This is a genomic window from Paraburkholderia sp. BL27I4N3 (genome assembly GCF_003386115.1).
Taxonomy (GTDB): domain Bacteria; phylum Pseudomonadota; class Gammaproteobacteria; order Burkholderiales; family Burkholderiaceae; genus Paraburkholderia.
In genome coordinates this window covers 8,166,060-8,185,326 of record NZ_QREJ01000001.1, presented here as the reverse complement: position 1 = coordinate 8,185,326, position 19,267 = coordinate 8,166,060, and the positions used below count along the sequence as shown (strand labels likewise).

The following is a 19,267-nucleotide window of genomic DNA, read 5'->3' as shown; positions in this document are numbered from 1 at the left end:
AGTTCGTTGCAGCCATCTCAATCGTTCGACGCCGCCGGCGTCCGCAACACGTTCAACGGCCCCGCCGTTTCGCACGCCGCGTGGGCGCGCCGCAGGCCGCCGTTCACGTGCGCATGCATCAGCGCCGCGGCATGCTCGGCGTCGCGTGAAGCGAGCGCCGTCAAGATCGCGCGATGCTCGGCAAGCGAGCGCTCCATTGCGTCGGCATGCACCACCAGCGCGGCACGTCGAAACAGACTCAATTCGCACACCAGGCGCCGGTACGTTTCATACAACTTCGAATTACCCGATGCCGCCACCAACGCATCGTGAAACGCCACGTTCGCGCGCGCATAAGCATCGTGATCCCCGGCGTCGAGCGCCGCGCGCATCGCGTCGAGCCAGTCGCGCAACACGGCGAGCGTGCGGGCATCGATACTCGCCGCCAGCATCCGGCACGCCGCCTCTTCGAGCACCGCGCGCACTGCGTAAATCTCATCCGCTTCCGCCAGCGACACCGTCCGTACGAACACGCCGCGGTTCTTCTCGGTACGCACGAGCCCGGCCTGCTCCAGCGCGCGAAACGCCTCGCGCACCGGACCGCGCGACACCTGCAGGCGCGTCGCCCAGTCGGCTTCGTTGAGCTTGTCGCCGGGCGCGAGCGCCCCCTCGATGATGTGCCGTTCGATCTCGTCGCGAACCAACGTCGTGAGCGAATGCCTGCGCACAACCTCAATCGGATCGACAGAAGCAGTTTGCATATATTCGGTCATTTTGACAAATTTTGCCACATCGATATCTGTATGGGCTTTGCGCGCCGTCATGGCGCGCAAACACAACGTTCAGGGTTCGGGCGTCAGTCGACCCGACGGCGTGGGACGCGCGCCGCGATCAGCAGCAGCGCAGCGAGCGAAACCAGCAGAAGAATCAGCGATAGCGCGGAAGCCGGCAGGTAATAGCCGCGCTCCACCTGGCCGACGACCACGATCGGCACCGTCGCGAATCCCGGCGGATACACGGTGAGCGTGGCGCCGAGTTCGCCGAGCGAGAGCGCGAAGCCCAGCGCGAGACTCGCGCGGATCGCCGGCACCAGTTGCGGCAGCACGACGCGGCGCAAGACCATCGATGGCGGCGCACCGAGGCTTGCCGCGGCTTCGCGCAGAATCGTCAGTTCCGGGCGCAATGCGGCGGCGGCGCAGCGGTAGCAGAACGGCAGCACCAGCGCCAGCTGCACAAAGACGACGATCGCCGCGGAGCTCGACAGATCGAACGGCCGCTTGTGATACGCGATCAGCACCGCGAGCCCGAGCACCACGCTCGGCACGCCGTTGGGCATCATCGCGATGGTGTCGACGATCGCGCCGAGGCCGCGGCGGTCGCGCCCTTCGAGCGCCAGCGCGAGCCACAGGCCGAGAATCGTGCCGAGCACCGCGACGCCCATGCCGATTTCGAGGCTCGTGGTGAGCGCGTCGAAGTCGCTCGAACCGAGGCGCTCGAACCAGCGCATGCTGAAGCCGTCGGGCAGGATCGTGCCGGACCAGTGCGCGGCCACGCTCGACAGTGCGACGACCAGCACCGGCAACACGAATAGCCAGAAGCACAGCAACCCGGCCAAGCCGAGCAACACGCCGCCGAGCAGGCGCACCGCCAGACTGCGGCGCACCGGCCGCGCTTTCTTGTGCATGACCGGCAAAACGGTCGGGTCGAGTTCAACGGCCATGGCCCGCTCCCTTCACCTTGCGACGGTTGACCTGGCGGTACAACGCGTACAGCGACAAAGACATGATCAGCATCACGACCGCGCCGGCGGCGGCGGTCGGCAGATCGAGATCGACGGTGGCGGAACTGTAGATCGCCACCGGCAGCGTGATCAGATGCGCGCTGCCGAGCACGAGCAGAATGCCGAACTCGTTGAGCGTGAGCAGGAAGCAAAGAATCGTACCGGCCGCGATGCCCGGCCACGCAAGCGGCAGAATCACCTTGAACGCGACCATCCAGCCGCTCGCACCGAGACTTCGCGCGGCTTCGATCAACCGCATGTCGAGCGTGGCGAACGAAGCCAGTGTGGGACGCACGACGAACGGCGCGTAGAACACCACTTCCGCGAGAATCACCCCGCCCACGCCGAACAGGAAGTCGAGCGGCGGCGCCTGCAGATGAAAGAGCCGCTGCAAGCCGATGCTGACGGAGCCTTGCGAGCCGTACAGAAAGATCAGCGTGAAGGCGACCAGAAACGACGGGAACGCGACGAACAGTTCGAGAAAACGCGTGATCATCCGCGCGCCGGGAAACGGCTTGAAGAACAGGAGCGACGCCAGCGCGACGCCGAGCAGCGACGCGAGCCCGGCGCTGGCGAACAGAATCCACAGCGTCGTGCCGATCACGCCGCTCGTTTCCGGATTGCCGAAGAACGCCGAGTAAGCGTGCAGGCTCAGGCCGTGAGGGCCGGCCAGGCTCAGCAGCACCAGGCGCACGAGCGGATAAACGACCAGCGGCCCGAGCACCACCACCAGGATGAACAGCAGATGCCATTGCGCGGCGCGTTCGCGACGCTTTACCGCGGCCGTATGCGAGGCAGCGCTGGCGCTACGGCGCGCGGCGGCGGCATCGGCTGTGGCCGAGCCGAGCGGATTGGGCGTATCAGGGGTTGATAAGGACGACATCGTCAGCCTCGTAACGCAGGGAAATACGCGCACCCTTCTCCGGCATCATGCCGTGGCCGCGCGGCATGGTGACGAGCATCGGCTCGTTGGGCATCGCGTCCAGTGCGACGGAGACCGACAATACCGCGCCATACCATTCGACCGACGTGATCGTGCCGTGCAACTGCCCTTCGCCGAGCGGCACGATCCGTAACGCCTCCGGACGCAGACAGGCCACGCGATCGCGCTCGTTATAGCGTGCGTCGCCCAATCCGAAGGCGACCTGCGGCGGCAGCAGGTTGGCCGCGCCCAGATAACGCGCGACGAAGCCGTCGGCCGGCGTGTCGTACAACTGCTGCGGCGTGCCGAGCTGGGCGATGCGGCCTTCGCGCATCAATAGCGTGCGGTCGGACAACACCAGCGCGTCGTCCTGATCGTGCGTCACGCAGACGATCGTCAGATTCGGCAGGCGCTCATGCAGCGCCTTGAGTTCGGAACGCACCGAGGCGCGCAGATTGGCGTCGAGTGCGGAAAGGGGTTCGTCGAGCAGCAGCACATCGGGTTCGATCACGAGTGCGCGCGCGAGCGCCACGCGCTGCTGCATGCCGCCCGACAACTGCGCGGGCATCACGTGGCCGGCGTCGCCGAGTTGCACGAGCTTGAGCGCGTCGGCGACGCGGCGCGCGACATCTTTGGACGGCGTGCGGCGCGCGCGCAACCCGAAGGCCACGTTCTCGAACACCGACAAATGAGGAAACAGCGCATAGCTCTGGAACAGCAGACCGAGATTGCGCTTATGCGGCGGCACGTGCGTGAGATCGTGACCGGCCACGGTCAGCGTGCCGGCGAGGCCGTCCGCTTCGATAAACCCCGCGATGAAGCGCAACAACGTCGTCTTGCCGCAACCGCTGCGGCCAAGCACGGTAAGCAATTCGCCGCGCTGGATGGTCAACGACAGATCGTCGAGCACCGTGCGCGAACCGAAGCGCACCGTCAGATGATCGATCTGCACGCCGCCCGGCGTAGTCGAACGCGCGGCATCGAGCGTGTCCGGTGCGGCGCCGAGCGCGCCTGGCTGAGCAAGACTGGCGGTATTCACCGGGTTCATCCTCCAACTGGATTAATGCTGACGCAGCGCCTCGGGATTCCGCAGGCGCCGCCTGATTCCGCGACGTCGCCCGGTTACGTGACCGGTTGACGTCGATAACGCGACGAACGACGGCTTACTTCGGTTTGACCACTTCGATCTGCTTGCCCGACGAACCGATCACATCGTTCTTCCAGCGCGCCGTCCAGTCGGCCTTCTTCGCCATCACATGATTCCAGTCCACCGGAATCAGTTTCACGCCCGCGATCGCCTGCTTGACCGCTTCGCCATTCTTGCCGGTGAGCGGCACGTCGGTGCGCGCCGGAATGCCGAAGATGTCCGGCACCTTCGCCTGCACTTCCGTCGACATCAGGTAGTCGATCAGCTTCTTGCCTTCCGCCTGGTTCGGACCGTTCTTGATCAGGCCGATGGCGTACGGCAGTTGGAACGTGGTCGGCTGGCCGCCTTCGTGCGCGAGGAAAATCGGCTTGAGCGACAGGCCGCCGTTGGCCGCGTCGTCCAGATCCATTTGCAGGTCGCCGTTGGCAACCGCGATCTCGTTACGCGAGAGCAGCACGTCGAGGTAGCCCGTGCCCTTGGTGTGGAACTTGGCGCTGTTTTCAAGCTTCTTCAGATAGTCGAACGCCTTGTCTTCGCCCATCAGCAACGAGGTCAGGATGATCACCGCCATGCCGTCGCCCGCCGTGGCCGGGTTCGAGTAGGCAACCTTGCCGCTGAAGTCCGGGTGCAGCAGGTCGGCGAAGGTCTTCGGCTGGGTCTTGGTGACTTCCGGGTTGATCGCGAACGAGAAGTAGTTGTTCACGAAAGTCGCCCACGCGCCGTTCGGCGCCTTGGCGATCGCCGGCACGTTCTTGTAGTTGGCGCTCTGATAAGCCTGCAGCAGGCCGCTCTGGTCGGCTTGCTGAATGAACGGCGGCAGCGTGACGAGCACGTCGGCCTTCGGCTGATCTTTTTCGATCGTGGCGCGGTTCACCACTTCGCCGCTACCCGCCGTGACGATGTTGACCTTCACGCCTTCCTTCTTTTCGAAGGCCGGCAGCACATCCTTGTAGAGATTCTCGAGGCCGTCGGCGGTGTACAGCACCACGGCGTCGGCCGCGTGCGCCTGCATGGCCGTGGCGCCGAATGCTGCCGCGGCGACCAGCGCCGGCAGCAGTTTGCGTGCGAGGCCGGCCGTGGCGTGAAGGGAATTTGTCTTTGTCATGTCGTTTTCTCCGAAAGGCAAAAAACCAGACGGTCGGGAGATCCCGATACCTGTTGTGATTGAACGGCGGTAGCGCCGCGCCGCTTGCGTGTTGCCCGCATGAAGCTGTCGTGCGGATTCATGCGGATTGCAGATTGCCAACAACTTTGCTGTCCTCTTGTCGCCTCTGTCCAGCCTGACTCACAGCCCCGCTACGACACTCGCGCCGCCGGCCTTGCCTGAATGGGCACGGCAAGGATTACAGGTTTCCATGACAGCGCCATGACGATTCTGCCGATTTCCAAAAAATGACACAATTCGCCAATAATATCCAAATCAATATTGCCGTCGCCGTGCTGGGCGGCGCTCGTTCAGACAACGACGAAAGTTTGCGCGATGGCTGGAATCGAGCCGGTCCGGCCACGCCTGACACCCTGTGTGCCGACTCAACGCGATCCTACATGGCGAAAATGACGATGTATGCGTAACGCTTCGCGGCAGCGCAAGTTCGCGGCGGAGGTCGCTTTTGCCACGAACTTGCGCTTCCGACACGCCGCGTCTGTGGGCTAGTTCCGATCGACGGCGCGTATTGTGCCCGGTCAATCGGAATATTGCAGCGGATGGGGATAGTGGAAACGCGGCGTGTGTGTGTTGCATCCGCGCTTAAGGTGAACGACAGCACAGTGCGAGCCGCGGATCGGCTGCATCCTGAAGGCGGCTCGGCGGTATTCGACGCAGGGACGCCCGCCGCCGGCGGCAATCAGTGAGCGCCGCTCAGGCGATCAGGATTTCCGGACCGTGCGCCGTGATGGCCTTGCCGAGCGTGCGCTCGGGAGCCAGTTCGGTCACCAGATAACGTGCCGACTCGATGCCGTTGATACGCACCGGCGTCACACGGCCGAACTTCGAATGATCGGCGACGACCACCACCATGTCCGCCGCGGCGATCATGCGGCTACGCACCTCGGCGGCCATGCGGCTGTAGTCGGTCAGATAGCCGTCCGGCGAAATCCCACCCGCGCCGATGAAGGCAAAGTCCGCGTGATACTGCGTCAGTTGATGGACGGTATCGAGCCCGAAGGTGGCGTCTTCGATGTCGGACAATTCACCGCCCAGCAGCGTGATGCGATTGTCGTTGCGGCGGCCGAGCAGCAGCGCGATCCGCCAGTCGTTCGTGTACACGGACAAGCGATGCCGGTCGAGCAGCGCCCGCGCCACCGCCTGCGTGGTGCTGCCCGAATCGATGATCAGGGACGCGCCGTCCGGCACGAACTCCGCCGCGCGCTCGCCGATGGCGCGCTTCGCGCCGGCATTCGCGGCTTCGCGTGTATCGAGGTCGGGCTCGCGCCGGTCGCTCGACAGTGCGCCGCCATGAGTCGTGACCAGCAGGCCGCGCCCGGCCAGCGCGTTCAGGTCACGGCGAATGGTCTCGCGCGACACGTTCAGTTCGCGCACCAGCTCCGCGACCGAGAGCGCGCCGGTTTTGGCGACTTGCGCCAGGATGTATTGGTGACGTTGTTCTGCGAGCATCGACGGCGTTTCCTTCATCATCCCGCGTGGGGCTTGTCACGCGGGGCGTTTCTTGATCAAACGCCCTTCAGATAAGGGCTTTTTGCATCTGCAATCTGCACTGCGTGCGGCATCTACGGTTATCTGCAAGTTGCTGAACTCCAGATGTCGGCGCAACTTCTTAGCTCACTCGCCGAAAACCTACACCGGCCGTGCGAGTTGACGCCAAGGCCTCGAAACAGCTAAAGCCGGATACCCATATAGAGGCTTCAAGGCGTTCCTTGCGTTCGTCTGGAAGCGACCGTATCGCGGCGCAATTGGACCTGCCGATTCCAATCTCCGGTCGACGGCAAGATTAGTCGAGTGGCAACTCATTCGCGCGCGCCGCGACGCTGGCGAAGACCCCGTTCTCATACAAGGAATTGAGCCCGCCTGTGATGGCTTCGACGCCGGAATCATACACGGTGCGAAAATTGTGTGAGGATTTCCTCGCGGGCCACATTGAGCGACAGCTTCCGGATCGCAAGGGCCGTTCGGCTCGACACTCGGTCCTACAATTCATCGGCCGCTGAAGTCTCTTGTGCGGCGCGCCGCAAAAATGGCGGCGACCGCAAAAATCAAAGTCCATGCCGGCGGTGGGCGGCTCAACGAGAGAGGTGCCCTGCCCGAGGTCTTAGTCCGCGTGTGCGCGATCGAACGCCCACACTTCGGGGAAACCCATCAACTCGCACATCTCGGAGAACGGATACATCGCGTCAACGGCGGCTTCCGTGCTCCTGTGCGCCAGAATCTGCCCGTACATGTCCTTGAGCGCCTTCGTGACGGCTAAAAAGCCTGAAGCCGGATAGATTGCGAGCGAGAAACCGAGCTTCTGCAACTCATCGGGCGCAAGCTGCGGCGTCCGTCCACCTTCGACGACGTTCACCAGCAACGGAACATTGAAGGTTCGCCCGATCGTTTCGAGTTCCTCGATACTTTCCGGCGATTCGATGAACAGCACATCCGCACCCGCCTTCGCATACGCCTCGCCACGACGCAGCGCTTCATCGAGGCCGAGGGATGTACGTGCATCGGTGCGTGCGACGACCTGGAAATCGCAATCGCTGCGGCTTTCCACGGCGACCTTGATTTTGCGCACCATATCCTCGACCGGGATCACCCGCCGCCCCGGTGTATGGCCACATTTCTTCGGGAATTCCTGATCCTCGAGTTGAATGCCTGCCGCTCCCGCTTGCTCATAACCCCGGACGGTATGCGCGACGTTCAGTAATCCGCCATAACCCGTGTCGCCGTCGCAGATCATCGGCGTGTTCGTGCCGCCGCAGAATGCCGCGACGCGATTAACCATGTCGGTGTAGGTCGCGAGGCCCGCATCCGGCAGACCGAGGTACGACGCTACGGTGCCGAAGCCAGTCATATACAGACAGTCAAAGCCCATTGAGTCGGCCATCTTCGCGGATATCATGTCGAAGATGCCCGGGGCAGTGACAATCTCCTTGCGCGCCAACCGCGCTTTCAACGCTTGACGTTTGCCTTGCTGTGTGACGCTCATACGTGTCCTGTTTAACGAGTGAAGTAAAGTTTCAACGTTGCGATTCATGTGAAAGCGATGACGCCGGCAGTGCATCGTTCGGGTCGGTCGAAGGCGCAATGTCCTCGAGCGAGCGCCGATTCGTCTCGATACCGAACACTGCAAGGACAACCGCCAATACGACCAGCGCGCCGATGATCATTGTCAGCACGTCCTTCACACCGCCCGTCGCGTACATCATGACGACGAGTTGCGGCGCGAAGATGCCCGTAATGCGCCCGGCGCAACCCGCGATGCCACTTGCCCGCATGCGGTTCTCCGTCGCGAAGAGCTCGGGGATGTAGGTCGCAATGCCCAGCGCCACCATCAGATACGTGAGCGTGAACAGCAGGAAGCCGAGCAGCGTCGCCATTTCGATGCCGGTGGAATGCCCGTATAGCCAGCCAATTACCGCCGCAAGCGTCGACACCGCGATGAGTCCCTTCTTGCGCCCGATCCTGTCGGCGAGAAGTACGCCTAGCAACGCGCCTGCCGGTCCGCCGAGCGACATGAGCGCCGTATAGCCCAGCGACGATGCCATGCCGATGCCCTGTTTCATCAGGAACGTTGGCACCCAGACGATGAAGCCGTAGATCACCATGTTGATCGCAACCTGCACGACGATAGACACGAACGTGCGGCGGATCTGCGAGGGCCCGAAGAGCTCCATCAGCGTGGTTTTCCTGGTAGCGGTGTGCGGCGCATTGACGACGGGCGGCAACGTTGAATTGCGCGCCGACTCCTCCTCCGCTGCGCGCAGGATCGCTTCGGCTTCGTCGTAGCGGCCTTTCGATTCGAGCCAGCGCGGTGATTCAGGCATCTTTTTGCGAAGGACCCACACGATCATCGCGCCGACGCCAACGATTGCGAACATAGCGCGCCAGCCGATCGACGGAATGATCAGATAGCCGAGGAATGTCGAAAAGAACAGCGCCGAGTTGGTGATGAGCGACAGATACGCTGACCATTTTCCGCGTACGGTGGGCGGCATGAATTCGCCGATCGATCCGTAACCGACGACGATCTCCGCGCCCAGGCCGAGGCCCATGAAAAAGCGGCACACAATCAGCCACGTCATGTTCGGCGCAAACGCGCCCGCGATCGATGCGAGACCGAGCACCGCGAGATTGAATTGATACGTGAATTTGCGGCCTTTGGCGTCGCCCAGCACGCCGGCGGTAAACGCGCCGATCAACATGCCGATGAACGTCGACGAGAGGAACGCCGCGTTCAGGTGCATCGTCGACCAGCCGGTCTTCGCGAGCGCGCCAAGCACGCCGCCGGCAAGGTAAATGTCGAACGAATCCAGGAACATGCCGCCGCCGATCAGCCACAGCACGCGCCTGTGAAAGCGTGAGATCGGCAATCGGTCCAGACGAGCACCAGCGCTGACGGTGCGTACGGTTGTGCTATCGGTGCTCGGCATGTGTCGTCTCCAGTATTGTCGTCGTCGCGACTATCGAATGAATGCTCGTGATGCTGTTGCTGGGCGAACCAATGCTGGGATTCAGGATCCGGGGACGCTCCCGTTGGAGCGTTCGAGCACGGCGTTTTCGGCAGCAAGAATGTGGCAGCGCATGGCGGCTTCCGTCCACGCAGCGTTACGCGCTTCGAGCGCGCGAACGATTTCGAAATGCTGGCGTGCGCTGCGTAAGCGGTCGTCGTCGCTATACGTGCCGAAGGTCCACTTGATCAGCGGCGTTTCCTTCATCGACTTGAGGGAGCGGTCGAGGCGCGCGTTATTGCCGGCGGCCGTGATGATGGCGTGAAACTCCCCGTTCGCGGCGAACCATGCTTCGCTGGACTGAGCCGTCGATGGGCGTTGTGTGATCGCGAGCATCGCCTCGGCCAGCACCTCAAGACGCCCAATGTCGGATGCTGCGATAGACAAGGCCGCGCGTCCTGCGAGATACGGCTCGACCAAAAGACGCGCCTCGAAGATCTCCCGTGCATCCTGCAAGGTCCACGCTTTCACGCGCACGCCGTAGTTCGGGCGCGTTTCAACCCACCCTTCGGCATCGAGACGCCGCAGCGCCTCGCGTACCGGCGTGCGACTCACGCCCAGGCTCCTGGCAAGCTGTTCCTCGCGCAGATATTGACCGCCGCGATATTGGCCGCTCGTCACAGCGCCCTTGATTGCGGCGTAGACGTCGTCCGCTGAACGCGCCGGCTCGGCCTGCATTGTATGCAAAGATGCATTTATGTCTGACATAACGAGGCCACTTAGTGAGTATCAGGACACATTGTATGCAATGTCTGATGCGACTCATCTCGGGGATTTCCCGCAATACCGGTTAGCTATCGAGTTGGCCGTGCCGGATCAGCGGCCTGTTGACTGATTGGAAACGATGAGATGCGGCTGTTCGACCTTCCAACGGCGGACGCCTCATGGTTTGCACCGGCAAAAATTTCTGTTGCCAAACTTTTTGTTGTCGTATCATCCGTTTTGACAACACTTGTTGATTTCCGGGCCGGTTGTGCATTGCATGTTGCGACGCCACCCGCTGTCCGGCAGCCCTCCCTTGACTTTGTCAGGGGACATTGCCCACCACCGCGGAGAAATTATGGGACGTCGCTCTTTCCTCATGTCTATGGTTGTTGTCGCCATGCTCGGCACAACCGTCGCCCACGCTGACACCAAAGAACTCGTTGTCGGCACCGACACCTCCTTCATGCCCTTCGAATTCAAGCAGGGCGACAAGTATGTCGGCTTCGACCTCGATTTATGGGCGGAAATCGCGAAAGATCAGGGTTGGAAATACAAGATTCAACCGATGGATTTCAGCGGGCTCATCCCGGCCCTGCAGACGCAGAACATTGATGTCGCGCTTTCGGGCATGACGATCAAGGAAGAACGCAAGAAGGCGATCGATTTCTCCGATCCGTACTACGACAGCGGGCTCGCCGCGATGGTGCAAACCGGGAACACCAGCATCAAATCCATCGACGACCTGAATGGGAAAGTCATTGCGGCCAAAACGGGCACCGCCACCATCGACTGGATCAAGGCGCATCTGAAGCCCAAGGAAATCCAGCAGTTCCCGAACATCGACCAGGCCTATCTCGCGCTGGAAGCAGGCCGGGTGGATGCCGCCATGCACGACACGCCGAATGTGCTCTATTTCGTCAGCACCGCCGGCAAAGGCAAGGTGCAGGTCGCCGGCACGCCGGTCAGCGGCGACAAATACGGCATCGGTTTTCCGAAGGGAAGTCCGCTGGTCGCCAAGGTCAACGCAGAGTTGGCCAGGATGAAGGCCGACGGCCGCTACGCGACGCTGTACAAGAAGTGGTTCGGGTCGGAGCCGCCCAAGTCGTAATCGTCATCAGCAGGACGCGCGGCGAGCCCCGCTGCGCGACAGACGACTCAACAAGGAGCGGTGTGTGGAATTTGATTGGTCAGTTATCTGGACTGCGCTTCCAGACTTGATGGCCGGCGTGAAATTGACGGTGTTCATTGCGTTCGTGGGACTGATCGGCGGATTCGTCGTCGGCGTCATAGCCGGCATGTTCCGCGCATACGGCCCACTCGCACTGAACGTCGCCGCGCAGGTCTACATTGAACTCATTCGCGGCACGCCGATTGTGGTTCAGGTGATGTTTCTTTACTTCGCGCTGCCACTGCTTGCGCACATCAAGGTCGACGGGCTCACCGCCGCCGTCGTCGCGATCACCGTGAACTCGGGCGCCTATCTTGCCGAGGTCGTACGCGGTGCGTTGCTGTCCATTCCGAAGGGCTTGATGGAAGCCGGCCTCGCAATGGGATTGTCGATGCCGCGCGCGCTGCTGAAAATTATCGGACCGCTGGCATTCCGCCGGCTGATTCCGCCACTGGGCAATCAGTGCATCGTGAGTCTGAAGGATACGTCACTGTTCATCGTCATCGGGGTGGGCGAACTGACGCGCCAAGGCCAGGAGATCATTGCCGGGAATTTCCGCGCGGTTGAAATCTGGTCTGCCGTCGCAGTGATCTATCTGGTTCTCACCGGCGTGATGACACTGTCGTTGCGTCTCGTTGAACGAAGGATGCGCATACTATGAGCATGGTCGAATTCCAAAGTGTCTCAAAGAGCTTCGGCCACGTGCCCGTGCTTAAGAACATCGATCTTCGTATCGAGAACGGTGAGGTGGTGGTGATCGTCGGGCCCTCGGGCTCGGGCAAATCCACCCTTCTCCGTTGCATCAACGCGCTCGAAAAAATTAGCGGTGGTGAGTTGCTTGTCGATGGTGTGAGCGTCAAAGGTAACGCATCCGACATACGCAGCATTCGCCTCGAAGCCGGCATGGTGTTTCAGCAGTTCAATCTGTTTCCGCAGATGACAGCGCTCGAAAATGTCATGTTCGGTCCCATCGAGGTACGCGGCGCAACGCGCACCGAAGCGCGTGATCAGGCGATGGCGTTGCTCGACAAAGTCGGTCTCGAATCGCGGGCCAGTCACTATCCGTCGGAGTTGTCCGGCGGACAACAGCAGCGTGTGGCCATCGCCCGTGCGTTGGCCATCAAACCCCAGCTGATGCTGTTCGATGAGCCGACGTCCGCCCTCGATCCCGAGCTGCGTCACGAAGTGCTGAAGGTCATGCAGGACCTGGCGACGGAAGGCATGACGATGATCGTCGTCACGCATGAGATCGGCTTCGCGAAACGGGTGGGGACACGTCTGCTGTTTATGGACAACGGAGGAATTGCGGAAGACGGTGAGCCGGCAGAGTTGATCGATAACCCGCCTACGCAACGATTGAAGGACTTTTTAAGGCATGTGTCGTAGTTGAGTCGTACATCGGGTGCAAGCTTTGAGTCGTCCTTTATTTCCGCCCCGGCGTATCACGGGAGACATGGCTTCCACGCCGGAAGCGGGCGATTTTTTCGAAGGCACGTCCGCATACTTTTTTGCACTGTGTCCGGCCGGTGCGGCTATGTGCGCCCGGTTATTTCCCGCTCGCCGCGAACGTGAGACACGATAGCGCGAAGACGCAAATATCTTCGTAGGGGTTGCCCCAGTGCTCCAACCGACTATTTCCGCGGTTGACCAGACGCTAGCTCGGCTCGCTTTTTCAATGCGTCATTCATCGCATGCATGCTAATAACCGTGTCCCTCAGCACGCTCTGAGTCAGGGTGCCAGCAAGAATGCCAGTGAATGTTTCAGCCTGAATAAAGCGCGTTTTGCTGCCGATAGGTTCGAGAATGAAGCGGTGCTCGCCGTCAAAAAGACCAGGAAACCAAACGTAGCCTTTCCAACGTAATTCTCGAACAGCCTGCACCGCCAATATCTTGGGATGAAACACCATTGCGTCTGGCCCCGTCCCCGCCACAAACTCGATGACGTTGCCTTCACGAAGCTGCCCTCGTAATTGTGAAATCTCCGGATTCCACAATGGGTAGTCGTCGGTCGCCGTGAGGAGCGTCCACACCGTGTGAGGTGGACTGTCAATCAAAGTCTCTGTTTCAATCGAACCGTTGTGGTGCAGCGCCAATATTGCCAGGAATGCCAGGAAAACTGCCCCTGCAAAACCGCATATAACGCGCTTGACTAAATTCAAGATGGATTCCTTGCGGTCGAAGAAGTCGCATATTAGCCGCTCTGGCATGCTCACCCACTGATCCTTGCGCAGGCGTTTGCCGATAGCGACCCGTATGCAAGCGGCATGAATGGCTCTGAACCGCCTTTCGAATTGCATATATCGGCCTTTCAATCTTCGTCGAGAATCTCATGCACGGCCTTGGTCGCGAAGCGGCAATCACCCTGAATCGTCATTCAGGCCACTTTGTGAGCCATTCCGTTGCTGCTTTATTTTTCTCGCTAGAATCACCGGCTGCAACCGGTCCGTCACGCTATTCCCCGATACATCCAGCTTTTCTAACAATCCATTTTTGATTAGAAGGAAGACTCTATGTCAGGCGATTCGAGCAAACTGGATTTGGGCGATTTCGAGAGGTATATGGAAACTCTCGTGCGTGACTGGCACGTGCCGGGAGTCGGTGTGAGTATTGTCAGGGATAGCGAGGTCGTGATGACGCAGGGGTACGGCTATCGCGACGTTGCGAACGCGCTGCCATTTACTTCCTCGACACTGTTTCCAATTGCGTCGAATACGAAGCTCTTTACCGCTGTCGCTGCAGGTTTGCTGGTTGAACGCGGCCTGCTGAGTTTCGATGAACCCATTCGCAATGCAGTGCCCAGTCTACGGTTTTATGATCAATCACTTGATGCGGCAGTCACATTACGCGACATGCTCGGGCATAGAACCGGTGTGCCGCGTTATGACATGATCTGGTACGAATCGGATTACTCGGCGAAAGATCTGTTTGATCGCATCCGGTTCATGAAGCCGATTGCTCCGCTGCGCTCGCGGCTCATCTACAACAACATGATGTACGAAGCGGTCGGCCATATCATCGAGTTGATAAGCGGCAAGCCATGGCAACAATTCATCAGCGACGAGATTCTGGTGCCCCTTGGTATGCACCGAACCTTGTTCACGTATGGCGACGCAAAAGCCGACGACCAGGGAGACTACGCGCTACCGTTCTCTGAACGACGCGACAGCAATGAATTTTGGCAACCACCTGCGCCGAAAGATGACGAGTGCAGTCCGGCGGGCAGCATCGTCGCCAGCCTGGAGGACATCGCGCGCTGGTCGATCATGCTGATGAACGACGGACTGATCGACGGCAAGCAAGTCATACCTGAGAGCGTTCTAAAAGCGACGCTCGCTCCCGGCTTGCCGTGGCCAACCGAAATGAGCGACGTGTACGGCTTTAAAACCGAGCTTAACGGCATCTATGGCATGGGACGCATGACGGCTGCGTTTCGGGGTCATCTGTTGACGAGCCATGGCGGCACGCTGCGTGCGTTTCATTCGCAGGTGTCATATCTGCCGGAAGAGAAGATCGGTGTTTCTGTATTCGTGATAGGCGACCATTGCGCCCCGCTAAGCAACGCCATCGGCTTCGATATCTATAGTCGCGCGCTTGGCCTCAAAGAGACCGACTGGACGGCGCGCCTGCTCGACTTTCGCAGGAAGGCAAAGGCGACAATGCGCGAGGCGCGAGAACGGGCCGTGCCACGTGCGGTTCCGAACACACAGCCGTCGCACAACCTAGCGGATTACGCCGGTTCGTACGAGCATCCGGCGTATGGAACGTTGGATATCGCAACCGACGGCACGCAACTCCAGTTCGCATTCCGTCAGGTCAAGCTGCCCCTTAACCATTTCCATTACGACCGCTTCGACACGGCTAATGACGAGACGAATGGCGCGTGGTCGGTTTCGTTTCTCACGAGCATGCTCGGCGATATAGATCGCGCGGCGATACAGCTTGATGAGGCGGAAGCGGTGTTCGTTCGCCGGCCAACGCGACCCGATGCGGATGTCCTTGCAAGACTTGTCGGCACGTACGAAACGCCTCTTGGCAGGAAGGTCGGTGTCAAGCTGAGTCGGGACGGCGATATTTCGCTGTTCCATCCGGGCGAACCGGCCGATATCCTAAAGCCATTCAAAGGCTTGCAATTTCGCAGCAGCGATTTCCCGAGCATCACGTTTGAATTCGTTCTCGAAGAGGACGGTCGTGCGAAAGCACTTCGCCACTGGAATGCGCATGTCGAGCTGGAATGGCCGCGCATCGACGACTCCATCCCCGTTGATGCGCTCGAAGGCGGTGGGCTGGTCAAGAGTTAGCCTGGCGTTCCAGGCAGACGGCTGTAGGTATAGCTAACTGCCCGGACACGTCGCCTGCTCACATGCTTCAATAGAACTATCCTTTCGCGATGCAATGCCTTCGTCATGACAACCTTTGAACCGGTCACATTGTCTACCACTCGTCTCATTCTGCGGCCGCTGCGCCATGAGGACGCGCAAGAGCTGTTTGCGATCTGGTCAGATCCTGAGGCAATGCGCTATTTTCCGTTTCGAGCGATGACATCGCTAGACCAGGCAACGGATCGCGTCTCACGCAAATTGAAGACGTCAGCCGACGGCGAGGATTTTATCTGCGTAGTTGAATTGCGGACGACTCGCGAAGTGCTCGGCGACTGCGCTCTCTTTAATGCGAACGAGCAATGCCGGCGCGCGGAGATAGGCTTTAGTCTTAAACGCAAGCATTGGGGAAACGGATTTATGCGAGAGGCGGCTTCCGCGCTAATCGAGCATGGTTTCGGCACGCTGAATTTTCACCGGATTGAAGCGGATATCGACCCACGGAATTCAGCCTCGGCGCGTCTTCTCGAGCGGCTCGGGTTTATCCGTGAAGGACTGTTGCGTGATCGTTGGATAGTTGGCGACGAGGTGTCAGATAGCGCGTTGTATGGCCTGCTTGAACGTGATCGTGTGGCCAATACGGACACTAACTGGCGCTAGACCGATGAACTTGCCACTGTCCCTTGAGAGGCTGAACTCTCGACGACGGCGCAAATCCACTTCGCGTGTCGACCTACCGGAATTGGCTTACCACTGCTGCATTCTCTGCCGCGATGGTGGTCACGCGACAAACGGGAGCGGCGCACTCCCCGACTCGCCTCTTACCCATTTTGCGGCGCCTAGCCCAGACGAGTGAAAGTGGGGTTTTGTCTTCCATTTGACGACTAGGTGCTCGCAAGTTGCCACCTACTTCAGCTGCGACGTGACTAATCCGACCTACGCCAGAGGAGCTTCATGCCACTTTCTCCCAGTTCAATTCCACCCGCTGGCAAAACTCCATGCCTCACCTGACGACTTTTCCTGAAGGAGCAGTTTGCCTTCGTTATCGTGAATCACGGCTGCAACGGAGGGACTCAATAGCAAATCGCTACCAACCTTTTTCCTCAGCCAACTGAGGTAGCTTTCGTTATCAACGTGCAGCGACACCTTCCCCCCGATGAGTTCTTAGTTATCGGACTGTCGGCGATTTAGGGGGTGTAGTCGACCGTCTCTTCCTGACCGAACAGAGCCCCAAATATACCTCAGTGATCTAGCGCAATGCGGTAGCGAAGAGACTCAGCGAATCCATAGGCGGCCGTCTTTTTGAAGCGCTCGATCAAGACACCATTGCATGCTGCGATAACCCGCTGCGAGGCTAAATTCTCCGGGTCAACCGTTAGCTCGACGTAGGACAAACTTTGTCGCCTCGCTTCGCCCAGGATTAAATTGAGCGCTTGGCTGGCGTAGCCGTTGCCTCTCTTCCACGGTACGACTGAGAAGCCGATGTGTCCGAGTACATTCGGCGGCAATTCGGCGGTTCCAGACTGCCAACGAAATCCGATTGCGCCGCTAACTTCGCCACCCCAGATCCATCGGACAATGCCTGGCAGACGCGCGACGGTCGAGCCATCGGGCAAAGGAATCGGCCCGCCCGATGCGGTTGGATCATCCAGGCCGTCGACAAATGCCTCCGCGTTCACTTCGATAGCGTGCAATTGTTCGCGCGCAGCGACGTCTTTACGAACATTATCCGGTGACCATCCCGTCTCGAGGGCCGAAACGTAGCTTGGCAGCAATGCGGTCGTAGGTCTCAACAGTTCAATTGCGCTCATTTTGTTCGATGCGTGTCAGGGAGCAATGATCGTTAGCAGTTTAAGCGGTGCCGTCGAATGGCTCAAAATAGCCGAACTTTGCCGGATGCCCTTGAGCGTCGAATCGCTCCGCATGGATCAGCGCCCGGTTGTATTACCCGGCTCTCGACACAAGCTGGCGACGCGGCCTTGCTGCCGGAAACCCATCGCCTCGTATATCGCTCCGGCATGGTAGGTTTCATCTGCAACCATGATAAGCCGGTCCGAGCGTCCGGCGGTCAGCTTGACAACCTCGCTTATCAAAGTCTTGCAGACATTTTTGTTTCTATGCCGTGTCTCAGTAATAACTGCCTGGAAACGTCCAATGCCGTCGAGGAAGAATAAACCAAGACTTCCCACCTGCTCATCATCGATAAAAGCTCCCCACCAGTTTCCCAGACCGCGTTCGATCAGGTTCCTGTAAGCCCTCTGTTGATGCGCCATGTAACGCTGCGAGCTAATGCCCGTCGGATCCGGCATGTCGGCGAGTTGCATTCGGGACCAATCGTCCCATTCCTGCTGCATGGCAAACGGGCGCACCTTGACCAATGAATTGGTCGCAACCTGATTTATCTCATCCGGATGGGCCACCAGCACCCGACAGACAGTTGCCTCATAGCCTTGTTTCACGAATGCGTCGAGGGTCACCACGCTGCCGGCGCTCTCTGGCCACGCAAATGTCCGGTGTGCAATCAGCGGTGGTGTCCCGATGAGTTGGGCAAAATCATGCTCTAGCCGTTTCAGATCACTTTCCGCTGGTCCCTGTTGCAGGACCAGCATGTTGCCGAAAAAGTATTCGGGCGCGTCTGGTGTGCGAACGACGATATAGTCATCCCGTGACTCGACCATCCCGGTTTCCGTGTGCAGCAATAGATCAGTAGCGAGACCGAGGTTATCGGGAAATTGGTGCATTTTTTATATCATTACCAACGAACGGAAATCGTTCTTCTGCTTTTATGCGTATTGATTCTTCGCTTAGGGCGGATCACAACGTGCTGGAGGCCTCGTCAAAATCCGGCTCCATGGTTGCGATTGTCAGCGATCTACCCGGTCGTGTCGACCGGCCGAAATTAGCCGTTGCATACCGCACGCCGCTCATCACGGCTGCGTCCGTGACATGCTCTCGCGGGTGGAGAATCGCCGCCACCAATGGTTCAGTTTTTCGCATCCTTCCATCAAAGAAGCCGCTTCATGAGCCTGCATGAAGCACGCGAAGATCGGAGCGGCGTACAGATCGGCAAGTGTCACTTCGCCGCCAATCAGGAACCCTTGCTCATCGGACAGGCGGGTCAGCTCAGATAAACATACAGCGGCACGCGGCAGCGCGGCGGCGATCTTCGGCTCATCTGCCAGACGGCCTTCGCGAGTTGAAACTACGCGTTCAACGTATATGTCCCAAACAAGCGTTCGATATGCATAGGCATCCAGTATCGCGATAATCTGGTTTGCCCTGGCACGAGCTTTCGGATCTCTCGGCTGCAGCTTGACGCCGGGAAAAGCTTCGTCGATATAGCGCACAATCGCGCTTGTCTCGTAAAGATGGAAATCGCCATGCTCGAAGGCCGGAATGCGTCCGAACGGATGGCGTTCCAAATGCTCCTGTGGAACGCCGGTCGCTGCGAATACGTCTACCTCGACCAAACTGTATTTGATCTGCTTCTCTTCCAGAGCCAGCCGGGCGATTCGCACGTACACACTCCATGCTGCTCCGTACAGTCTCACCACTTCGGTCGTTGTCACAGGATCGCTCCATT

General features: G+C 59.7%; 19 protein-coding genes. 6 read left to right on the top strand and 13 right to left on the bottom strand.

Annotated features, from left to right (window positions below; genetic code table 11):
* Positions 1-17: 17 nt before the first annotated feature.
* The 5 genes from B0G71_RS37140 to phnS all read right to left on the bottom strand — a co-directional run bounded on the left by B0G71_RS37140 (position 18) and on the right by phnS (position 4,933).
* Positions 18-752 carry a phosphonate utilization associated transcriptional regulator gene (locus tag B0G71_RS37140; protein WP_116149226.1) on the bottom strand — a complete coding sequence of 245 codons (735 nt, stop codon included), beginning with the start codon at positions 750-752 and terminating at the stop codon, positions 18-20.
* A gap of 83 nt (positions 753-835) precedes the next feature.
* Complete coding sequence (gene phnV, locus B0G71_RS37135; protein WP_116148237.1) at positions 836-1,699, bottom strand: 2-aminoethylphosphonate ABC transport system, membrane component PhnV; 864 nt, start codon at positions 1,697-1,699, stop codon at positions 836-838.
* A complete protein-coding gene (locus B0G71_RS37130; RefSeq protein WP_116148235.1) occupies positions 1,689-2,642 on the bottom strand; it encodes a 2-aminoethylphosphonate ABC transporter permease subunit in 954 nt (317 codons plus the stop codon). Before B0G71_RS37130 ends, phnV begins: the two co-directional genes overlap by 11 nt.
* Positions 2,620-3,720, bottom strand: a complete 1,101-nt coding sequence (phnT, locus tag B0G71_RS37125; RefSeq protein WP_116149224.1) for a 2-aminoethylphosphonate ABC transport system ATP-binding subunit PhnT — start codon at positions 3,718-3,720, stop codon at positions 2,620-2,622. The genes B0G71_RS37130 and phnT overlap by 23 nt, the downstream gene beginning before the upstream one ends.
* A 124-nt stretch (positions 3,721-3,844) precedes the next feature.
* Positions 3,845-4,933, bottom strand: coding sequence for a 2-aminoethylphosphonate ABC transporter substrate-binding protein (phnS, locus tag B0G71_RS37120; RefSeq protein WP_116148234.1), 1,089 nt, complete (start codon positions 4,931-4,933; stop codon positions 3,845-3,847).
* 287 nt (positions 4,934-5,220) lie between these two features.
* Between phnS and B0G71_RS37115 the strand changes: the two genes are divergently transcribed.
* Complete coding sequence (locus B0G71_RS37115; protein WP_116148232.1) at positions 5,221-5,400, top strand: hypothetical protein; 180 nt, start codon at positions 5,221-5,223, stop codon at positions 5,398-5,400.
* A gap of 286 nt (positions 5,401-5,686) precedes the next feature.
* Here the strand turns inward: B0G71_RS37115 and B0G71_RS37110 are convergent, their stop codons facing one another.
* The 4 genes from B0G71_RS37110 to B0G71_RS37095 form a co-directional block, all read right to left on the bottom strand.
* Positions 5,687-6,442 carry a DeoR/GlpR family DNA-binding transcription regulator gene (locus B0G71_RS37110; RefSeq protein WP_106286413.1) on the bottom strand — a complete coding sequence of 252 codons (756 nt, stop codon included), beginning with the start codon at positions 6,440-6,442 and terminating at the stop codon, positions 5,687-5,689.
* Between the two features lie 652 nt (positions 6,443-7,094).
* Positions 7,095-7,973, bottom strand: a complete 879-nt coding sequence (locus B0G71_RS37105; protein ID WP_116148230.1) for an oxaloacetate decarboxylase — start codon at positions 7,971-7,973, stop codon at positions 7,095-7,097.
* Positions 7,974-8,004: 31 nt separating this feature from the next.
* Positions 8,005-9,417, bottom strand: coding sequence for an MFS transporter (locus tag B0G71_RS37100; protein ID WP_116148229.1), 1,413 nt, complete (start codon positions 9,415-9,417; stop codon positions 8,005-8,007).
* 81 nt (positions 9,418-9,498) lie between these two features.
* Positions 9,499-10,203 carry a GntR family transcriptional regulator gene (locus B0G71_RS37095; protein ID WP_116148227.1) on the bottom strand — a complete coding sequence of 235 codons (705 nt, stop codon included), beginning with the start codon at positions 10,201-10,203 and terminating at the stop codon, positions 9,499-9,501.
* 352 nt (positions 10,204-10,555) lie between these two features.
* On the opposite strand from B0G71_RS37095, the gene glnH reads away from it, so the two are divergent.
* The 3 genes from glnH (at position 10,556) to glnQ (ending at position 12,754) form a co-directional block, all read left to right on the top strand.
* On the top strand, positions 10,556-11,308 hold the full coding sequence (glnH, locus tag B0G71_RS37090; RefSeq protein WP_116148225.1) for a glutamine ABC transporter substrate-binding protein GlnH: 753 nt from the start codon (positions 10,556-10,558) through the stop codon (positions 11,306-11,308).
* Positions 11,309-11,372: 64 nt separating this feature from the next.
* Entirely contained in the window at positions 11,373-12,029 is a 657-nt protein-coding gene (gene glnP, locus B0G71_RS37085; protein ID WP_116148223.1) for a glutamine ABC transporter permease GlnP, read from the top strand.
* On the top strand, positions 12,026-12,754 hold the full coding sequence (glnQ, locus tag B0G71_RS37080; RefSeq protein ID WP_181916896.1) for a glutamine ABC transporter ATP-binding protein GlnQ: 729 nt from the start codon (positions 12,026-12,028) through the stop codon (positions 12,752-12,754). The genes glnP and glnQ overlap by 4 nt, the downstream gene beginning before the upstream one ends.
* 245 nt (positions 12,755-12,999) lie before the next feature.
* Here glnQ and B0G71_RS37075 read toward each other — a convergent pair whose 3' ends face one another.
* Complete coding sequence (locus tag B0G71_RS37075; RefSeq protein ID WP_116148221.1) at positions 13,000-13,665, bottom strand: SRPBCC domain-containing protein; 666 nt, start codon at positions 13,663-13,665, stop codon at positions 13,000-13,002.
* Positions 13,666-13,878: 213 nt separating this feature from the next.
* Here B0G71_RS37075 and B0G71_RS37070 point away from each other — a divergent pair, with 213 nt between their 5' ends.
* Positions 13,879-15,666: a serine hydrolase gene (locus tag B0G71_RS37070; RefSeq protein WP_116148219.1), complete on the top strand. Its 1,788-nt coding sequence runs from the start codon at positions 13,879-13,881 to the stop codon at positions 15,664-15,666.
* Between the two features lie 105 nt (positions 15,667-15,771).
* Positions 15,772-16,344, top strand: coding sequence for a GNAT family N-acetyltransferase (locus B0G71_RS37065; protein ID WP_116148217.1), 573 nt, complete (start codon positions 15,772-15,774; stop codon positions 16,342-16,344).
* A gap of 581 nt (positions 16,345-16,925) precedes the next feature.
* Here the strand turns inward: B0G71_RS37065 and B0G71_RS37055 are convergent.
* From B0G71_RS37055 to B0G71_RS37045, 3 genes are all read right to left on the bottom strand, one after another.
* Positions 16,926-17,495 carry a GNAT family N-acetyltransferase gene (locus B0G71_RS37055; RefSeq protein ID WP_116148215.1) on the bottom strand — a complete coding sequence of 190 codons (570 nt, stop codon included), beginning with the start codon at positions 17,493-17,495 and terminating at the stop codon, positions 16,926-16,928.
* 117 nt (positions 17,496-17,612) lie between these two features.
* Entirely contained in the window at positions 17,613-18,425 is an 813-nt protein-coding gene (locus B0G71_RS37050; RefSeq protein ID WP_116148213.1) for a GNAT family N-acetyltransferase, read from the bottom strand.
* Between the two features lie 186 nt (positions 18,426-18,611).
* Complete coding sequence (locus tag B0G71_RS37045) at positions 18,612-19,253, bottom strand: glutathione S-transferase family protein (protein WP_116148211.1); 642 nt, start codon at positions 19,251-19,253, stop codon at positions 18,612-18,614.
* Positions 19,254-19,267: the final 14 nt, after the last annotated feature.